The following is a 17,349-nucleotide window of genomic DNA, read 5'->3' on the forward strand; positions in this document are numbered from 1 at the left end:
TCTGCGAGTTCGTCCAGGCAGACGCCTTCCGGTGGAGTCACGAGGCTACGCGGAAGCGGACGACGGCGTTTGGGGGCACGCATCCACTCAGTATGGCCTCCGTCACTCTTCGTGTCTGGCCGGTTCGGAGTGGTTGCGTACAGCATGGTCATCACGTTAGTTCGCCCGGCTCACACTGCAGGCCCTGGCCCCTCCAGACAACGCCTCGATCACCGAAGACCATGGACACGTACGGGCTCACCGCCGCCGACGAGCGCGCCGCCTCCCCGGTGACTTGGCAGGGCCTGAACCTTCTCGGCTTCGGCCTGATGTCCGTACGGGACACGCTCGCCGCGGCTTCGTAGGCGCGGGTCAGCTCATGTGCTTGACCGGCCCTGGGCGACCGCGGCCAGGAAACCACCGACGAACGCGTCGCCGAGCCCGATGGTCGTGGGTGCGGCGACGTCAAGGTCGAAGCCGGGCAGGCAGCGAACGACCTCGCCCATTCGGTCTTCCAGCGCCGCGGCGAACTCCACCGACTCCGGTCGCCTTGGCCGGTTGCGCATGAGTTCGTACTGGTGCTCTGTGTAACCATCGCCGTGGGAGTAACGGGTGCTGGCGATCACGATGCCCTCGTTCAGCGGCTCCGCGTACTCGCCGGCTCTCTCGCCGAATGCCGCCGACCAGTACTTGGTGTGCACGACTAGGGTCGGCGCGGGGATGAGAGCGCGCAGCGATTCGAGGGCGCGGGCCACCTCCGTCACGGAGAGCAGGTCGACGGCGTAGCCCAGGTGCAGCTGCAGCTCGTCTTCGTTCAGTCCGTAGACGTCGATGACTTCCAGAAGCGCGTCGCGGACCAATTGGCTGTGGCCCGGCTCGTGGAATCCGGCGTCCTCGTAGTAGACGACCGCCTCGGCCGGCAGCTGTCGCATGTGCTTTCTCAGCGTGGTGAGACGCCGGTCGAGTTTCTGCTGGTCCCTGATCGCGTTGAATCCCGAGATCAGAAAGACCCGTGCGTCGCGGAGCAACGAGCCCAGCTCATCACTCAGCAGCATGGACTCGTTCGCCGGGTCATTGACGTAGATCAACCTGTTCGGGAACGGCGCCCGGATGTCGATGTCGCCTGCTCGAACCCGCAGGTCCTGGTCGTACTGCACGATCAGGTGCGGATAGAGGGTGTCCCGGTCGCCGCTGCAGATGTAGTCGCAGCTTGCCGGCAGCAGGCGGCGGACGATGTCGTTGAGACTGACCAGGTGCAGGGTGGAGGGTACGCCGAGCCGGCTCATCTCCAGCGCCGCCCGGACGGAGGTGCCGCCCAGAGTCGTTCGTTTGGGGAACCGCCCCGCGAACGCGCTCAGGCATTCGGAGGAGGCGACGAAGTGCTCGCCTCCTCCGCCCTTTTTGAGGTAGGTGAGAATCGAGATGACCAGCTCGCGCTCATCGGTCACGGTGACCGATGACGTCAGCTCGGCATTGTGGATCTCATACTCGTCGACCAGCTGCTCCAAGACCGCCGAGGACAGCTTGAGCTCGTAGTCGACGCATCCCCCCAAACCCAGGACCACATGGCTGGCCATGTCAGTAGAGAGACGCCTTGCCGGTCGCTTCGAAGAGGTCGATCTTCTGCGCGGCCACGACCTTCATCGCCTCGATGCACGGCGGCTGGATGGAGTTCGGCTCACGCAGGCTCTCATCGGCCAGGACTTCGCGCATCTTCATGTGGTAAGCGAGCTTGATGTCACTGGAGATATTGATCTTGTTGATGCCGAGCTTGACCGATTCCGCGATCTCCTCGTCGGGGTTGCCCGAGCCGCCGTGCAGCACCAGGGGGATCCTGACCCGGTCCTTGATCTCCTTCAGCAGGTCGAGCTTGAGCTCCGGCTTCAGGGTCTTCGGGTAGATGCCGTGATAGGTGCCGATGGCCACGGCGAGGCTGTCCACCCCGGTCTCCCGTACGAAGGTCACGGCGTCCGCCGGGTCGGTGTAGATGATCGCGTCGCTGCCGTCTTCGGCCTCGTTGTCGGTCTTGCCGATCGTCCCCAGCTCCGCCTCGACCGACAGGCCGACCGCGTGCGCGGTCTCGGTGACCTTCTTGGAGAGCGCGACGTTGTCCTCGAAGGACTTCATCGAGGCGTCGATCATCACCGAGGTGAAGCCGATCCTGATCGCGGTCAGCATCTCCTCATAGGTCGCGCCGTGGTCCCAGTGAATCGCGATCGGCACGGACGAGCGATGGGCCCGCTGGGTGATCGCGGCGATCACGTCCACTCCGAGGTGCCGCACCTCGTCGGGATGGATCCCGACGATGAGCGGCGCGTTCTTCTCTTCGCTGATGTCCACGATGCCGTTGAACATGGCGTAGTCGCTGATGTTGAAGGCGGGCACCGCGAAGTTGTTTTCGTGCGCGGCGGCCAGGAGCACCTTGCCGGTCGTCAGCATTACTGTATTTCTCCTCTGAATAGTTGATTATGCCGCGGGACGGGCATGATGCGTCAGGTCTTGACGGCACCCGAGGTGAGGCCGCCGATGAATCGCCGCTGGAAGATGAGGAACAACAGCAGCACCGGAATGGATCCCAGAATGCTCATGGCCATCATCTGGTTCCACTCGTAGGAGTGCTGGCCCATCAACAACTGAATGCCGATGGGGACGGTTCGCATGTCGTCGGTACGGGTGAGGGTCAGCGCGAACAGGTATTCGTTCCACGAGATCATGAAGGTGTAGACGCCCACGGCGACCAGCCCGGGAACCGAAATGGGCACCAGGATCCGCCAGAGAGCCGTCCAGCTCGACGCCCCGTCCACCTTGACGGATTCATCCAATTCCCGGGGCAGGGTATTGAAATAAGCGGTCATCATGATGATCGCATAGGGCAAGGTGAAGACCATGTGCGTGAGAATCAACCCCGCATAAGTATTATACAGGCCGAGCCCCACCACGAGACCAAAGTAGGGAATGACGAGCGTGATCGGCGGCACAGCCTGAACACTGACGATCACGACGTTGATGGATCGCTTCAACGGGAAGTTGTAGCGACTGAATCCATATGCCGCGAGTATCGCCACGAACAATGTCAGCACCGTCACCGACAGCGCGACGATGTAGCTGTTGATGAAAAACCGCAACTCGGCCGCGTCGCCCAGGATCTTCGCGTAGGCGTCGAACGAGAAGTTGTCGGTGATCAGCCGTGGCGGAACCTGGAAGACTTCCCCATTGGTCTTGAACGACGTCGACAGCATCCACAGGACCGGCAGGCCGGCGAAGAGCGCGCCGACGATCAAGCCTGCGAGCACGGCGATCTTCGCGTAGAGGCGCCGCCTTTGACGGGTGAGCACGGGTGATCACCTCTCCTTTTGCAGGCGAACGTAGAAGACGGCCAGAATCATCGTGAGCAGCAGGACTATGACGGCGGCGGCGGACGCGGTGGCGAACTCGTAACTGCTGAAGGCCTGCTTGTAGGTGTAGGTGCTGAGCATCTCGGTGACATTCAGCGGGCCGCCGCCGGTGGTCATCCAGATGAGGGCGAACTGCTGCGAGGTCCAGATGAGATCGAGCACGGCCATGCTCAGGAGCACCGGCTTCAGCTGGGGAAGCGTCACATTGCGGAACTTGCGGTAAGTGGTCGCGCCGTCCACGGAGGCCGCCTCGTACAGAACGGGCGAGATTCCCTGCAACCCGGCCAGGATGCTGATCATGAAGAAGGGGAAGCCGGCCCAGATGTTGATGAAGGTCAACGCCCAGAGCGCCATGTTCGGGTCGGAGAGCCAGCTCACTTCCGCGCGCAGTACGCCGATCGTGGTCAGGATGTAGTTGACCACCCCGGACGGGTCCAGCATGAGCCGCCAGATGACCGCGATCACGGCGACCGTGAACAGCCAGGGCAGGATGTAGACGATGCGGAAGATGGCTTTCGTCACTCCGCCCAGCAACGGCGTGTTGAGCATCGTCGCGAAGGCCAGCCCGAGGCCCAGGTGCGCGACCGTGCTCAGAGTGATGAAGATGAACGTGTTCTTCAGCGCGGCCAGGAAGTTGGGATCGGTGAGCACCGTGGTGTAGTTGGCGAGACCGGCGAAGACCGGATTCTGCTCGACGATCACGTTGTCCTTGAACGAATAGCTGACCACCATCGCGATGGGGATGATCATCAGCACAAAGATCAATATCAGCGTCGGCGAGAGATAGCCGTACGGGACAACACGCTGTACGGGGAAAGGCCGCGTACTTCTTCGTCGGCCCACAGGGGATTCCGATGCCGATGGTGCGGCTCCCGGGGAGGCCGCGGGATCGAGTTTCGCGGTGTCCATCGATGTCTCCTTGGTTCGGGGCCGCACCGCACGGTCGGCGCGGCCCACGAAGTGCGGAAGGTCAGAGCACCGGCGCCCAGGCCTGTTGCGCCTTGTTGAGGGTGTCGTCGATGCTCTGCTTGCCGGTGAGCAGGAGCTGCAGTTGCTCGTCGAAGCTGCGCATGAGGTCTTCGGCCTTCGGCAAGCCCACGAACTCGTTGGCGGGGTAGCCCGCCTTGTAGATGTCGAAGGCCGTCTTGAACAGCGAGTCACTCTTGCTGAAGTCCGGCTCGGCCGTCTTGTTGCCGGGGAAGCCCTTCGCCAACGTGCTCAGCTCCGCGTTCGCCTTCTTGTCCATCAAGAACTGGACCAGCTTGAACGCCTCGGCCTTGTGTTCCGAGGAGTCGGCGACGCCGATGCCCCAGGACGCGTACGGGATGCCGCGCTTGCCGGTGTAGCCGTCCTGGGCCGGGATCGGCACCACCGTGAAGTTCAGCTTGGGATTGTTCTTCTTGATCAGCGTGATGTGAGCCAAGGAATCGATCATCATGCCGACCTGGCCGGTGGAGAACTTCTCCACCTTGTCCTGCTCTTTCATGGTGAGCGATCCGGGGGCGATGACACCCGCGTCGTTCAAGCTCTTGACGTACTCAACGGTACTCTTGACGCCCTGGCCGGTCAGGTCGGGCTTGCCGTCCTTGGTGAGCATGCTGCCGCCCGATGCCCACAGCCATGACATCACGTCATTCTGAATGCCGTTGGGGACGGCGGTGTCGAGTGGCAGGGCCCAGCCCTTGACGTTGCCGCCGAGCGCGCTGATCTTCTTGGCCGCGTCCAGGAACTCCGTGCGTGTGCTCGGCGGCTTCTTGACCCCCGCCTTCTCGAGCAGATCGTTGTTGACGAACAGGGGGTAGACGAAGTTCACCACGGGGATCATGTAGGTCTTGCCCTTGACCTGGATCTGGCTGGCGAGCTGGCTCGAGTCGTACTTCGCACTCGCCATGAGCTCGGACAGGTCGGCGATGGCACCCTGCTTGGCGAAGTCGCTCACCCATGCGCCGTCGAGGCCCACGACATCAGGCAACGTCCTCGACGCCGCTCCGGACACCAACTGCTGCTTGGTGGACGCGTACGGACCGCTCAGCAGTTTGACCTTGATGTTCGGGTTCTGGGCGGTGAATTCCGTCATGAGCTTGTCGAACGATCCCGCCGGTAGCTCCGGCGCCCACCACTGCGCGAACTCCAGCGTGACAGGGCCGCCGCCGCTTGATCCCGCGCTGGTTCCCGAATTGGAACCACACCCCACGGCCGTGGCGCTGAGCACCGCCACCGCCACCACCCCGAGTAGTCGCCGTGTCCGGCCCTGCAACCGGGTGCTGCCTCCGGTCATCGCGACCTCCTTGCTGTACAGGTGTTACCGCTCTTTGCCGGTTTCCGCCACATTAACAACGCGTGACGTCGCCTCACAAGACCTAGCAACAGCAAAGTTCCGCTAGAAACCGCACAGTTCGGCAAAGAAAAGGGAAGAGACGCACAGTTGCGGGTGGATCGCAGCCCTCGAGCCCGCGGAGTAAGCAGCATCTCGCCTGGAAGAAGCCGTGTTATGCGGTAGTCTGCAGTTCTAGGACCTGTATCACCCCTCTGTTGCGTTGATCCACAACGCAACTACCGCAGAGATGGGAGGGTCAGTGACCCTTGACGAAGAGGATCGGCAGCGTCGTCTACCTGCAGGACGTAAAGCCCAACTGGCGGCATACGTCGCAGAGACCGGGCAGGTCACGGTCAGCGCGCTCGCGGAACGCTTCGGCGTCTCCATCGACACGATCCGCCGGGACCTGGACCAGCTGAGCGCCGACGGCGTCCTGGTCCGCACCTATGGCGGAGCGGTCAGTCAGTCGACCCTCTCCCGGGTCGACCGGGCCGTGGACGTGCGGCTCAAGATGGAGGAACGCGAGAAGGAGAAGATCGCGGTACTCGCCGGGTCGCTGGTGGAAGACGGGTCCATCGTCATGATCAATGGCGGTACGACCACTCTCGCCGTGGCCAGGAACCTGCGTAACCACCGGGACCTGACAGTGGTGACGAACAGCCTGCTCGTACCCCCGGCGCTGCCGTCCTCGGCGGTCCGAGACGTGTACGTCGTCGGCGGCGCGGTCCGCACTCTCACGCTGGCCACCATCGGCCCCGTCAGCTTCCGGGCGTCCGGCGGAAGCGAGCTGGACATCAGCTGCGATCTGGCGTTGATCGGGGTCGGCGCCGTTTCGGCGGCCGCCGGCTACACCACGAGCAACCTCGCCGAGGCGGCGATGATGCGAGAGATGATCTCTCGGGCGGCGCGCGTGGCGATACTGGCTGACTCCTCCAAGTTCGGTCGCCGACTCTTCGCCCAGGTGGCCGAGCTCGGGGGCGCCGACTACCTCGTCACGGACTCCACCCCGCCGCCTGATCTTTTGGCGGCGCTGAAGGAGAACGAGGTAGAGCTGATCACGCCGGAGACCGTCGAAGGCGCCCCTGAAGCCCATCAGGATCCCCAGTAGTTCGTGCACCGCTGGCCGTTCCTTCCTCCCCCGCCGCCTCGCACAGGATCCGGAGGACAGTCGATACGTCGATGCGGTCCATGGCGCTCCTCGTCTCTGGGTGGGGGTCTGACCTGGTCGGCCGTCGTCTGAGTGGGGTCTGACCTGGTCAGTCGCCGTCTGAGTGGGGTCTGGTCTGGTCAGTCGTCGGACGCGGTCAGCACCAGGGCGGAGTGGAAACCCCCCGTGCCACGGGCGAGGACCAGCGCGAACGAGACGACCTTCTCAGTGGTGTGCCTGCTGAACTGGAACGTGCGCGTCACGACACCGTCGTCGTGCGTGTTGAAGCCGGTGTAGAAACCCTGGGCCTGGTCGCGAACCAGGAGGAGTGACACGAGATCCGTGTCGAGGGCGTCGACCTTGACCGAGTGCAGGCGCTCTCGCACGATGTACAGCGACTGGGCGTTGATCGCGGTCCGGAATATCGCCGTGACTCCCCGGCTCGCCTGACCGCGGCAGAACTCCTCATAGTGGCGCGCGTCCTCGGCCGTCGCCTCTTTGATGCGCCCGGCGGTCGAGCTCTGGAAGCAGCGAGAAGTACGAGCCGTAGATCCGAGGTGATCGGCTGATCACGGGCCGCACCGCGTAGATGTCCCCGAGCTTCCCGATGACCTGCTCGAACGCGCTCGCCAGTTCGGCACCCGTGCCCCGGCTCACCGCCAGGCCGATCTGCACCTTGCTGCCCATGCTTTGTCCTCATCGTCGGTCTTAAGGATCCGCGAGTACTGAGGGCAACCTCACCAGGCCGCCATCGGAACGCCATCGACTCCGGGAAAATAAGACTGATCCCAATATTGATATGAGGCCAACTTTGGTACGGTACTTGTATGAGTACAGACCAGCCTCACCAAGAGACCGTGAAGACCCGACACGAACGGCGGCGGATCCAGACCAGGGAACGGATCGCCGACACGGCCCTGACCCTGTTCAGCGAGCGCGGCTACGACGCGGTGACCATCGCCGAGATCGCCGAGGCCGCGGACGTCGCGAAACAGACCGTCGTCAACCACTTCCCGGCCAAGGAGGACCTCCTCCTCGCCTGGCACCGCCCGGTGGAGGCCGACGTGATCGACCTGATCGACCAGCTTCCCCTGAGCACCCCGCTACCGGAGTTCCTCAAGGAGGAACTGCCGCGTATGTTCGCGAAACTGCCGGAGACACCGAAGGCCCCCCAAGGCGGTGGCGGACGGGCCGCGGGCGACCCGCAAGGCGGCGGCGGGCGGGCCGGGGGCGACCCGCGCCTCGCCCGCGTGGGGGCGATCATCATGAAGAGCCCCTCGATACAGGACGCGTTGCGGCGGCGCGGCAGCCGTTACCAGGAGGACCTGGCGGCGATCCTGTCCGACCGGGTGCCCGCGCGCCTGGGACCCGTCGCGGCGCGCGCACTCGCCGCCTTCATCCTGACCACGGTCACCGCCATGGTCGAAGAGGCGATGCGGCTACGGGCCGAAGGCCAACCGGCCGAGCAGATCACTGCCGCCCTCACCGAGACGGTCGGCCGCGCACTGGACATCCTGGACACCGGCCTCGGCGGATCGGAAACACCATCCGAGTAGTGGCTCCGCCGCCGGAGAAGCCCTCCGCCACTCGCAACTCTCTGGGAGCAGGTATGACAATGCAGCCCGTTGTCGAAGCGCGCGGCATCGTGAAACGCTTCGGCTCGACGACCGCCCTGCAGGACGTTGATCTGTCCGTTCCGACCGGCACCGTCTACGGCCTGCTCGGCCCCAACGGCGCGGGCAAGACGACGATGATCCGGATCTTGTCGACCCTTCTGCGGCCGGACGCCGGCACCGCCCGGGTGGCCGGACACGATGTCGTCCGCCAGGCCACCGCGGTGCGCTATCAGATCGGGTTGACCGGCCAGTTCTCCGCCGTGGACGAGAAGTTGACGGGACGAGAGAACCTACGCCTGTTCGGCCGCCTCTACCATCTGCCGGGACAACTGATCCGGCAGCGTGCCGAGGAACTGCTGGCTCGGTTCGACCTGTTAGAGGCCGCCGGACGGGTGGTGCGGACCTACTCCGGCGGCATGCGGCGCCGCCTGGACGTGGCGGCCAGCCTCATGATCGAGCCGGCCGTGCTGTTTCTCGACGAGCCGACCACCGGGCTGGACCCACGCAGCCGCAACCAGGTCTGGGACCTGGTCCGCGGCCTGGTCCGCGACGGGACCACGGTGCTCCTGACGACGCAATATCTCGACGAGGCCGACCAGCTCGCCGACCGGATCGCGGTCATCGACCGCGGCCGGCTGATCGCCGACGGCACCCCTACCGACCTCAAAGCCGGCATCGGCGGCGCACGCATCGAGGTCGTGGTCGAAGATCCGGCCACCCTGCCGGCCGCCGCAGCGGCACTCGCCCGGGCGTTCACCACCGAACCCCACATCACCCCGGGTGCCCGCCGGGTCAGCGCGCTGACCGAAGGCGCCAGGGACGACCTGCTGACCGCCGTCCGCGCGCTGGACGCGGCAGACGTCACCGTCGAGGACATCACCCTGCGCAGACCGACTCTCGACGACGTCTTCCTCCGTCTGACCGGCCACACCACCACCGAAGAGCAGGAGACACCGTGACGTCCACATCCGCAGCGCCCGCGGTCGCGGGCCCGCTCTCCCGGCTGGGCTGGGCCATCCGCGACGGATGGGCGGTGGCCGGCCGGGAGTTCAGCCAACTCCGCCACCACCCCGGCGAACTGGTCGGCGCGATGATCGTCCCGGTCATCATGGTGCTTCTGTTCGGCTACGTCTTCGGAAGCGCCATCAACGTGCCGGGCGGCGGCAGCTACCGCGAATATCTCATGCCGGGGCTGTTCGCCATGACCGCTATCACCGGAGTCATCGCCAGCGCCCTGCTCATCTCCAAGGACATCGCCGAAGGCGTCATGGACCGATTCCGCTCCATGCCCATGGCACGATCGGCCATCCCCTTCGGCCGCACCCTCGCCGATCTGGCCACCGGCATCGTCACCACCGCCATGATGGCCGGCGTGGGACTCCTGGTCGGCTGGCGAGCCCACAACGGCCTGGCCGCCACACTGGCCGGATTCGGCCTCATCCTTCTCGTCCGCTTCGCGGTCAGCTGGATCGGCGTCACCGTCGGCCTCTCCATCAGCCCCGAGACCGCGAACGCGCTCATCCCCATCCTTTTCCCGATCTCGGCGCTGTCCAACAGCTTCGTCCCCACCGACGGCATGCCCGCCTGGCTACGCTTCATCGCCGACTGGAATCCCATCAGCGCCCTCGTCGCCGCCAGCCGCCAACTCTTCGGAAACCCCACCATCACCCCCGCAGAGGGATCATGGCCGCTGCAGCACCCCCTCACCGCCACCCTGGCCTGGTCCATCGCCATCCTCGTCGTCTTCATCCCGCTGGCGACATGGAGATTCCAGCGAACCACCCGGTAGAGCCGGTCTTTTTCAGCGACGGCGGGGTTATGGGTGTGGAGTGTCACCGCCTGAAGAAGTCGGTCCCGGCCCAGAAAACAGTAAAACCGCCTAGCGAACTAGGCGGTTTTACCTGGCCAGAAGACCTTCGCTGGTGCGCCGCCAGGGACTCGAACCCCGGACCCGCTGATTAAGAGTCAGCTGCTCTAACCAACTGAGCTAGCGGCGCCCGCAACAGAAGTAACTCTAGCAGCCACCGCGCACCACCCAGCACATCATCCGAGCCGCTCGCCCAGCCCCTCGTAGGCCTCCAGCACCGTCTCCCAGAACCGCTTCACATCCAGCGATGTGGCCACCAGGGCGTTGGGCCGCGCGTCACGGAGCTTGAAGTCGGTGACCGTCATTCCCGAGGTGTGCCGGCCGATCGTCTCCACGTCCACCCGCGCCGGTACGCAGGTGAAAAGCGTGGGGTCGAGCACGTACGCCACGGCGCACGCGTCATGGATGGCCGGTCCGGAGTCGGCCTTGACCTCGCCGTAGGACTGGGCGGCCGGGACCAGCAGGTCGGACAGCCGGCCGAGCGGACGCATCCGGTCCAGGACCTCGGTGGTCACCGCGGCCGTGAGGGTCACGTCGAGGCCGAGCATCTTCACCGTCCAGCCGGCGTCGAAGACGATGGCGGCCGCCTCCGGGTCGGCCTTCATGTTGAACTCCGCCGCGGGGGTCGTGTTGCCGCGGGTGAAGGAGCCGCCCATGATCACGAAGTCGCGGGCCCACTCCACGACGCGTGGCTCCCGGCGTACGGCCAGCGCGATGTTGGTCAGCGGGCCGATGGCGACCAGCGTGATCTCGCCCGGAGCGGCTCGCAGGCTCTGCACGATGAAGTCCACGGCGTGGCCGTCGGAAACGGGGCGCGTCGCCTGTGGGAGGACGGCGTCGCCGAGGCCGGACAGGCCATGGATGTCGGCGGCGCGGACCGTGGGGCACACCAGCGCGCCCGCGCTGCCCGGAACGACCGGAACGTCGCCGAGGTCGAGAAATTCCCTGAGTGCCAGCGCGTTGGCCGTGGTCAGCGCGAGGTCGACGTTGCCGCCTACCGTGGTGATGCCCACGAGTTCGAGGGCCGGGGTGCCCGCCACCAGCGCCAGGGCCAGCGCGTCGTCGATGCCGGGATCGCAGTCAATGAGGACCTTTGTCACAGAACCGAACAATACGCATGAATCGGGGCCGGACAGTCCCCCAACTGTCCGGCCCCGACCGAGGGCGGTCCAGGCCGACGCTTTCCCCCAAAAACGTCGGCGGTCCCGCACTGCGAACGACGGTCCCCCTCCGCGTCCGCTCTTCGGTAAAAGTCTGCAAGTCAGTCGCAGGACTCTTGACCTGCCTCGACACTACCGAGACGAATGCAACGAACGTGCCATAGGGGGGGTCGAATGTCCGCCTAATCCGGTTACGGGATTACCAAACGGACCTCCGTACCCTCCTGGAGGGAGCGGCTGACCGTGCAGTACTTCGCGTGCACCCGATCCGCTACCGCCCGGAAGACCTCATCCGCCTGCTCAGAGGGGACTTCGACGTCATAGGTCACCGTGACGGGACCCAGCAGGTTCGGCTCGACCTTCTCCGATTCGACGGTCATCGCCAGACGGATCAGCCTTTGCCCGCGCTTGGCGGTCAGGGGCTCCACGGTCACGATGTTGCACCCGCCCACCGCCGCGAGCAGCAGCTCGACGGGCGTGAACGCGCCCTCCTCGTCGCCGGTCCCGATCCGTACCTCCGCGCCACGGGCGTTCGTCGCCCGGAATCCGCCGTCTTCGGTCCGCTCAACACGTACGTTAGCCATGTTTTAGACACTACTCAGACGACTCTCATGTTCGGCGAGCATCGTCTATCCCATGGCTAGCGAGGCAAAGGCGAATCAGCCTCTCATCGTGTTCTGGTGCGGTGTGGCGGTCGCGGAGTTCGGGGCGATCCAACCGGGGTTCGGTTACCCGTGGCGCCCCTCCGCGTGGGCCGTCGCCGGACTGCTGGTGACGCTCGGGCTGCTGTCCGCCAGGGCGCCGGAACTCCTCCGTTCGGAGCAGGTCAGGCGGCGCCTGCGCCTGGCCGGGTACGTGGCGGGCACGCTGCTGGTGACGCACCAGCTCAGCTCCACCGCCTATGTGACCAGCGCCAGCCGCACCGGCTCGCTCCTCCTGTACGGCATCGCGGCCGTGATGGCCGTCTGGCACCACGGCGTACGGGCCACCACACGGGGCTCCCTGCTCATCGTCGCCGACCTCGAACCCGCCGGGCTGCGCGACCTGCTCGCCACCCGCACGGGCGACACCGTGACCGTCTACCGGACCGACCGGGTGACCGACGAGCTGCGCGAGCTGGAGGCCGAGCACGGCCTGGTACTCGTCGAGGGCGAGGAGCACGACCCCCGGGCCAAGGAGCGGCTCAGCGCCTCGGGGCTGCGGCGCCAGGTGCCCGACATCGCCGAACGCACCGTGATCGTCGCCGGACCCCGGCCCTTCCAGCGGTACGTCCGGGGCGCCCTGACCCGGCTATCCGTACCAAAGGCGCAGGTCAGAACAACTCGGTTCAAACGCAAGCCTAGGGTTTAACCAGGCATTACGCGCGCCGTGGGACGGTTGCTGCGAACAAGGAGGCAAGGTGACGACTTTCCCCGGAAGCGCCCGTGTCGAAATGGTCATGGGCATACCGGTCAGCGTGGACATCCGTACTGCCCTGCCACGGCGCGAGCTGGCCCCCGTACTCGACGACGCCTTCGCCTGGCTGCGCTGGGTGGACGAGACGTTCAACCCCGACAGGGAGAGCAGCCAGATCAGCGCGCTGAACCGCGGCGGGACCATCCGGCAGGTCCCGGAGCTCATCGAGGTGCTGCATCGCTGCGACGAACTCAGCGAGGCGACCGGCGGGTGGTTCGAGTCCCGCATCAACGGCGTCATAGACGCCTCCGGCTACATCAAGGGCTGGGCGCTCGAACGGCTCTCCCGCGCGCTGACCAACGCCGGCGCCGTCGATCACCGCATCAACGCCGGTGGGGACATCAGGGTGCGCGGCTCGGCCGCCCCCGGCAAGCGCTGGCAGATCGGCGTGCGCGATCCGCGTACCGATCGGGTGCGCACCGTCGTGTTCACCCACGACCTGGGCATCGCCACCACGGGCGGCGCGAAGGTCGTCGATCCGCGCACCGGAATCAAGCAGGACACCCTCGGGTCGGTCACCGTGCTCGGCCCCGACCTGGGCGCCGCCGACGCCTACGCGACGGCGATGTACGCCATGGGGCCGGTGCTGGGCAGGCGCTTCGCCATGGAACTCGCGGCGGCCGGGCCGTACCAGACGATGATCATCGGCCGTGACGGCCAGGAGGTCATCACCACACCCGGCTTCGCCGCCTACAGCAGCCCGGAAGCCCTCCTGGCGGGCTGAGGCGGCCTTTCGGGCGGCGCGGCTTCGCCGCTCGCGCGGCTTCGCCGGTCGCGCGGCTTTGCCGGTCGCGCGGCTTTGCCGGTCGCGCGGCTTTCGATTGGTGTGGAACAGAACAGCTGTGGGTTGGAAGCGCTAGGCCTCGGGATGCTTGCTCAGATATTCGATGTAGACCGGCCGCAGAGCCTCGCCGAGCTCGCCTTCGCCGGCCGCCAGGGCATCGCTGAGCAGCGCGGACACCCGGCTGAGGTCGTTGGCGGTCTCCGTGTCGTGACCGCTGGCGGCCTCGGCCGCCGGGATCACCCGCAACAGATTCCACAGAAAGCCCAGATCGCCGTGGCGTACGGCGTAGCTGACCGCGCGATCGTGCAGCTCGCTGGCCGACAGCGATTCGAATCCATCCGAGTCCATCTCGCTCCCTTCCCCCGACTGCCTCTTCCCAGCGTTGGCCCTCGGTAACGCCTATCGACAACGCCTATCACAGTGGGTGGCTGGGTGGCACATATCCGCTCATCACGGAGTGCCTCTATCGGAGCACCGATCGGTAATGGGAGGATCAACCAGCGTGAGATTCATCATCAGAACCCTGGCGGCCGCGGTCGCCCTCTGGGTCGCCATCCAGTTCGTCCCTGGCATTCAGATCGCCGGGTCGAACACCCCCAAATACTGGGGCACCCTGCTCATCGTCGCCCTGATCTTCGGCCTCATCAACGCCATCGTGAAGCCGATCATCAAAACGCTGGGCTGCGCGCTGATCGTGCTGACGCTGGGGTTGTTCCTCCTCGTGATCAACGCGGCCATGCTGCTACTGACGAGCTGGATCTCCGGCCAGCTCGACATCCCCTTCCATGTCGCCAACTTCTATCCGGCCGCCTTCTGGGGCGCGATCATCATCAGCGTCGTCAGCTGGCTGCTCGGCCTGTTCATCCCCGACAACGATTGAGCTCGGTGGAGCTCGACGGTGCCGGTCTGACCTGCGCGCAGGTCCATGCGGCGGCGTACGGCGCGGCCCGGGTCACGATCTCCTCACTGGATCGGGCCCGGGCCGCGTGGCGGGCCGCCCAGGAGCTGACCGGCCCCGTCTATGGGCAGAGCACCGGGGTCGGGGCCAACAAGGACGTGGCCGTCGAGGAGGGCGGGTTCGACCTGCTGCGCAGCCACGCGGGCGGGGCGGGGCCGCTCGTGGCGCCAGAACAGGCCAGGGCGATGCTGGTGGTACGGCTCAATCAGCTGCTGGCGGGCGGCTCGGGCGTCGATCCCGGCGTGCTGCCGGTGCTGGCGGAGGCGATCAACGACGGCTTCACACCCCCGATCCGCACGTACGGCGCCATCGGCACCGGCGACCTGACCGCCCTCGCCACCACCGCGCTGTGCCTCCTGGGCGAAGTTCCCTGGCAGGGACCCACCTCTCCCCAGGAACCCACCTCCCGGCAGGGACCCATAGCCGGACAGGAACCGACGGTCACGGACAGGTCGGCTGCTGGGGAACGAGCGACGGCCGGGCAGGGATCGGCGACCACAGACGGACCGACCGCCGCGGAGGGAGCGACGGCGGAGGGAACGACGGTTTCGGTCAGCGGGCCCCGTTATCCGCTGGCCTCCAGTGACGCGTTGCCGTTCATCAGTTCCGGGGCCGCGACGCTGGCCGACGCCGCCATCGCCGTGCACCGGCTGCGCGTCCTGCTCGACGCCGCCGTCGACGTGGCGGCCTTCAGCTTCGTCGCCGTAGCGGCCTCGGCCGAGCCGCTGGCCGCCGCCGTACAGGAGGCCCGACCCCACCCCGGCCAGGCCGCCACGGCCACCCGCCTGCGCGGGCTGCTCTCGCGGGAGTTCGCCGCCCGCCTCCAGGACCCGTACGGCTACCGCGCGTTCGCCCAGGTGCACGGTGCCGCACTGGACGCGCTCGGCCGCGCCGAGAGCGTCGTCGAGACCGACCTCAACGCCGCCACCGAGAACCCGCTCATCGCCGACTCGCTGGCCTGGCACAACGGAAACTTCCACTCGGCGCCGGTCGCGCTGGCCCTCGACGCGCTGCGCGCGGCGCTGGTACCGACGGCCCAGCTCAGCGTGGCCAGGCTGGCGACGCTCATGGAGCCCGCCTACACGGGGCGGCTGCCGTTCCTGGCGGCGCGGCCGGGCGGGTCGGGGGCGTTGATCCTGGAGTACGTGGCCCAGGACGCGCTGGCCGAGCTGCGCCACCTGGCGAACCCGGTCACGGCCGCGACCGCCGTCATCTCCCGGGGGACAGAGGATCACGCGGGGTTCGCGACGCAGGCCGCGCGCTATGCCCTGCGCTGCGTGGAGCCGCTGGAGATCGTGCTCGCCTGCGAGCGCGTCGCCGCCACAAGAGGCCCCGATGTCCCCGACCGTCCCCTCTCGGATGACCTCGACGCCGCACGGGCGCTGATCTCACAACCTTTCGATCTTGTACGGCAAGCGGTGGGCACCCGCCACCCACCGTACGGGGCTGAGGACCTCCAGGAAGACGGCCGCTGACCGGCACAGACATCCCGCCGTTACGGCCCGCGGAAGACCCCGTCTGCTCACCGCCACAGCCCGGCCCACGGCCAGTAGACAGGCAGCCAGTCACCACGACCCACCGACGACAACACCCCGCCCGCCCCCACAGCCGCCGACCCGCCGAAGACAGGCAGTCCCGCCGCTACGGACCGCCCACGACCGGCAGCTGCCCCACCGAGCCGCGTTCGCGAAGCGTCGGCTGCTGCACCACCCGCCGACGCCGCGTCCCCCCGTCGGCCGCCGCCGACATGAGGCGGACCGCAGCCCGCACGATGCCGTCGATGTCCCAGTCGACCGTTGTGAGCCCCGGTGTGAGCAGGCCCGACATCGGGTGGTTGTCGTAACCCATGACCGAGACGTCGCCCGGGATCGACAGCCCCAGCTCCGCCGCCGCCGCGTAGACGCCATAGGCGATCGAGTCGGCGAAGCAGAACACCGCGCTGGGCCGGTGCGCGTCGAGGATGCGGTGGGCCGCGTCGGTGGCCGCCGCCAGGCCGTGGGGCGCGGTGGCCACCACGATGTCGAGGCCGAGGCGGTCGGCTTCGGCGGTGACGAGCACGTCGGCGGGGCGGTCGGGAGTGCTGGTCATGGTCGGCGTCAGGAGGGCGATCCGCCGGTGGCCCATCGCGTGGAGGTGCTCCAGCGCGAGGGTGACGCCACCGCGGTTGTCGAAGACCACTTCGCCGGCCGTGCCCGCCAGTGAGTCACCGATCGCCACCACCGGCAGCGACTCGCACAGCTCCGACCAGAACGGCGCCGCCGGATCGACGGGCTGCACGATCATGCCGTCGACCCGCTGGTCGCGCAGCTGCTGGGCCAGCGCCCGCTCGCGGGCCGGGTCGCCGACCGCGTCGAGGATCAGCGCGTAGCGGTCCTTCTCCCGCAGGCCCCTGCTGATGCCGACGGCCAGCGACTGCTGCCAGAGGTCCTCGAGCGAGCCGCAGAGCAGCCCGATCATGTTGGTGCGCCCGCTGGCCAGGGCCCTGGCGATGGGGTCGGCCTCGTAGCCGAGCTCGGCGGCGGCGGCGCGGACCCGCTCCATGGTCTCCTCGGAGACCTGCATGCCACGCAGCGCGTAGGAGACAGCGGCCGGCGACAGACCGGTCGCCTGGGCCACTTCCCGGATCGTCGCTCTCTTCCGTGGCATCTAGTCAGCCTATTGCGTGGCACCG

At 66.8% G+C, this 17,349-nt stretch carries 20 protein-coding genes and 1 tRNA gene; 9 read left to right on the forward strand and 12 right to left on the reverse strand.

Translation table 11 applies throughout. From position 1 onward, the window contains the following. Positions 1-221 precede the first annotated feature (221 nt). Entirely contained in the window at positions 222-344 is a 123-nt protein-coding gene (locus ACGFJ2_RS13475; RefSeq protein ID WP_393467798.1) for a hypothetical protein, read from the forward strand. A gap of 12 nt (positions 345-356) precedes the next feature. Here the strand turns inward: ACGFJ2_RS13475 and ACGFJ2_RS13480 are convergent, their stop codons facing one another. The 5 genes from ACGFJ2_RS13480 to ACGFJ2_RS13500 form a co-directional block, all read right to left on the reverse strand. Beyond that, complete coding sequence (locus ACGFJ2_RS13480; protein WP_357950627.1) at positions 357-1,556, reverse strand: ADP-dependent glucokinase/phosphofructokinase; 1,200 nt, start codon at positions 1,554-1,556, stop codon at positions 357-359. A gap of 1 nt (position 1,557) precedes the next feature. Beyond that, a complete protein-coding gene (locus tag ACGFJ2_RS13485) occupies positions 1,558-2,418 on the reverse strand; it encodes a ketose-bisphosphate aldolase (RefSeq protein WP_357950624.1) in 861 nt (286 codons plus the stop codon). 53 nt (positions 2,419-2,471) lie between these two features. After that, on the reverse strand, positions 2,472-3,314 hold the full coding sequence (locus ACGFJ2_RS13490; RefSeq protein ID WP_393467802.1) for a carbohydrate ABC transporter permease: 843 nt from the start codon (positions 3,312-3,314) through the stop codon (positions 2,472-2,474). Between the two features lie 6 nt (positions 3,315-3,320). Beyond that, on the reverse strand, positions 3,321-4,124 hold the full coding sequence (locus ACGFJ2_RS13495) for a sugar ABC transporter permease (protein ID WP_357950617.1): 804 nt from the start codon (positions 4,122-4,124) through the stop codon (positions 3,321-3,323). A 220-nt stretch (positions 4,125-4,344) separates the two neighbouring features. Further along, positions 4,345-5,652 carry a sugar ABC transporter substrate-binding protein gene (locus tag ACGFJ2_RS13500; RefSeq protein ID WP_357950615.1) on the reverse strand — a complete coding sequence of 436 codons (1,308 nt, stop codon included), beginning with the start codon at positions 5,650-5,652 and terminating at the stop codon, positions 4,345-4,347. 298 nt (positions 5,653-5,950) lie between these two features. On the opposite strand from ACGFJ2_RS13500, the gene ACGFJ2_RS13505 reads away from it, so the two are divergent. After that, entirely contained in the window at positions 5,951-6,799 is an 849-nt protein-coding gene (locus ACGFJ2_RS13505; RefSeq protein ID WP_357950612.1) for a DeoR/GlpR family DNA-binding transcription regulator, read from the forward strand. 179 nt (positions 6,800-6,978) lie between these two features. Here the strand turns inward: ACGFJ2_RS13505 and ACGFJ2_RS13510 are convergent, their stop codons facing one another. Then, positions 6,979-7,224, reverse strand: a complete 246-nt coding sequence (locus ACGFJ2_RS13510; protein WP_393467806.1) for a hypothetical protein — start codon at positions 7,222-7,224, stop codon at positions 6,979-6,981. A gap of 79 nt (positions 7,225-7,303) precedes the next feature. Then, complete coding sequence (locus tag ACGFJ2_RS13515; RefSeq protein WP_358178334.1) at positions 7,304-7,525, reverse strand: hypothetical protein; 222 nt, start codon at positions 7,523-7,525, stop codon at positions 7,304-7,306. A gap of 170 nt (positions 7,526-7,695) precedes the next feature. Here ACGFJ2_RS13515 and ACGFJ2_RS13520 point away from each other — a divergent pair, with 170 nt between their 5' ends. From ACGFJ2_RS13520 to ACGFJ2_RS13530, 3 genes are read left to right on the forward strand one after another with little or no spacing between them, the layout of a single operon-like run. Next, complete coding sequence (locus ACGFJ2_RS13520; RefSeq protein WP_393467809.1) at positions 7,696-8,394, forward strand: TetR/AcrR family transcriptional regulator; 699 nt, start codon at positions 7,696-7,698, stop codon at positions 8,392-8,394. 53 nt (positions 8,395-8,447) lie between these two features. Beyond that, positions 8,448-9,413, forward strand: a complete 966-nt coding sequence (locus ACGFJ2_RS13525; RefSeq protein ID WP_393467812.1) for an ATP-binding cassette domain-containing protein — start codon at positions 8,448-8,450, stop codon at positions 9,411-9,413. Next, positions 9,410-10,243: an ABC transporter permease gene (locus ACGFJ2_RS13530; RefSeq protein ID WP_357950600.1), complete on the forward strand. Its 834-nt coding sequence runs from the start codon at positions 9,410-9,412 to the stop codon at positions 10,241-10,243. The genes ACGFJ2_RS13525 and ACGFJ2_RS13530 overlap by 4 nt, the downstream gene beginning before the upstream one ends. Positions 10,244-10,374: 131 nt before the next feature. Here ACGFJ2_RS13530 and ACGFJ2_RS13535 read toward each other — a convergent pair. From ACGFJ2_RS13535 to ACGFJ2_RS13545, 3 genes are all read right to left on the reverse strand, one after another. Then, a tRNA-Lys gene (locus tag ACGFJ2_RS13535) sits at positions 10,375-10,451 on the reverse strand. Between the two features lie 46 nt (positions 10,452-10,497). Then, the gene (locus ACGFJ2_RS13540; protein ID WP_393467815.1) at positions 10,498-11,421 is read right to left on the reverse strand and encodes a nucleoside hydrolase; all 924 of its coding nucleotides are present in this window, start codon (positions 11,419-11,421) and stop codon (positions 10,498-10,500) included. Between the two features lie 251 nt (positions 11,422-11,672). Next, a complete protein-coding gene (locus ACGFJ2_RS13545) occupies positions 11,673-12,065 on the reverse strand; it encodes an OsmC family protein (protein WP_358178336.1) in 393 nt (130 codons plus the stop codon). A gap of 52 nt (positions 12,066-12,117) precedes the next feature. Here ACGFJ2_RS13545 and ACGFJ2_RS13550 point away from each other — a divergent pair, with 52 nt between their 5' ends. Together ACGFJ2_RS13550 and ACGFJ2_RS13555 are read left to right on the forward strand one after the other, a co-directional pair. Further along, positions 12,118-12,831 (forward strand): hypothetical protein, encoded by a 714-nt coding sequence (locus ACGFJ2_RS13550; protein ID WP_358178338.1) that lies wholly within the window; start codon positions 12,118-12,120, stop codon positions 12,829-12,831. Between the two features lie 49 nt (positions 12,832-12,880). After that, positions 12,881-13,660 carry an FAD:protein FMN transferase gene (locus ACGFJ2_RS13555; protein ID WP_357950589.1) on the forward strand — a complete coding sequence of 260 codons (780 nt, stop codon included), beginning with the start codon at positions 12,881-12,883 and terminating at the stop codon, positions 13,658-13,660. Between the two features lie 132 nt (positions 13,661-13,792). Here ACGFJ2_RS13555 and ACGFJ2_RS13560 read toward each other — a convergent pair whose 3' ends face one another. Beyond that, positions 13,793-14,068: a hypothetical protein gene (locus ACGFJ2_RS13560; protein WP_225291914.1), complete on the reverse strand. Its 276-nt coding sequence runs from the start codon at positions 14,066-14,068 to the stop codon at positions 13,793-13,795. A 154-nt stretch (positions 14,069-14,222) separates the two neighbouring features. Here ACGFJ2_RS13560 and ACGFJ2_RS13565 point away from each other — a divergent pair, with 154 nt between their 5' ends. After that, on the forward strand, positions 14,223-14,600 hold the full coding sequence (locus ACGFJ2_RS13565) for a phage holin family protein (protein WP_357950586.1): 378 nt from the start codon (positions 14,223-14,225) through the stop codon (positions 14,598-14,600). A 5-nt stretch (positions 14,601-14,605) separates the two neighbouring features. Then, positions 14,606-16,153, forward strand: coding sequence for an aromatic amino acid ammonia-lyase (locus tag ACGFJ2_RS13570; RefSeq protein ID WP_393467822.1), 1,548 nt, complete (start codon positions 14,606-14,608; stop codon positions 16,151-16,153). A gap of 166 nt (positions 16,154-16,319) precedes the next feature. Here the strand turns inward: ACGFJ2_RS13570 and ACGFJ2_RS13575 are convergent, their stop codons facing one another. Further along, positions 16,320-17,324, reverse strand: a complete 1,005-nt coding sequence (locus ACGFJ2_RS13575; protein WP_358178344.1) for a LacI family DNA-binding transcriptional regulator — start codon at positions 17,322-17,324, stop codon at positions 16,320-16,322. Between the last annotated feature and the right edge of the window lie 25 nt (positions 17,325-17,349).

It is taken from the genome of Nonomuraea sp. NPDC049028 (assembly GCF_043197735.1).
GTDB lineage: Bacteria > Actinomycetota > Actinomycetes > Streptosporangiales > Streptosporangiaceae > Nonomuraea.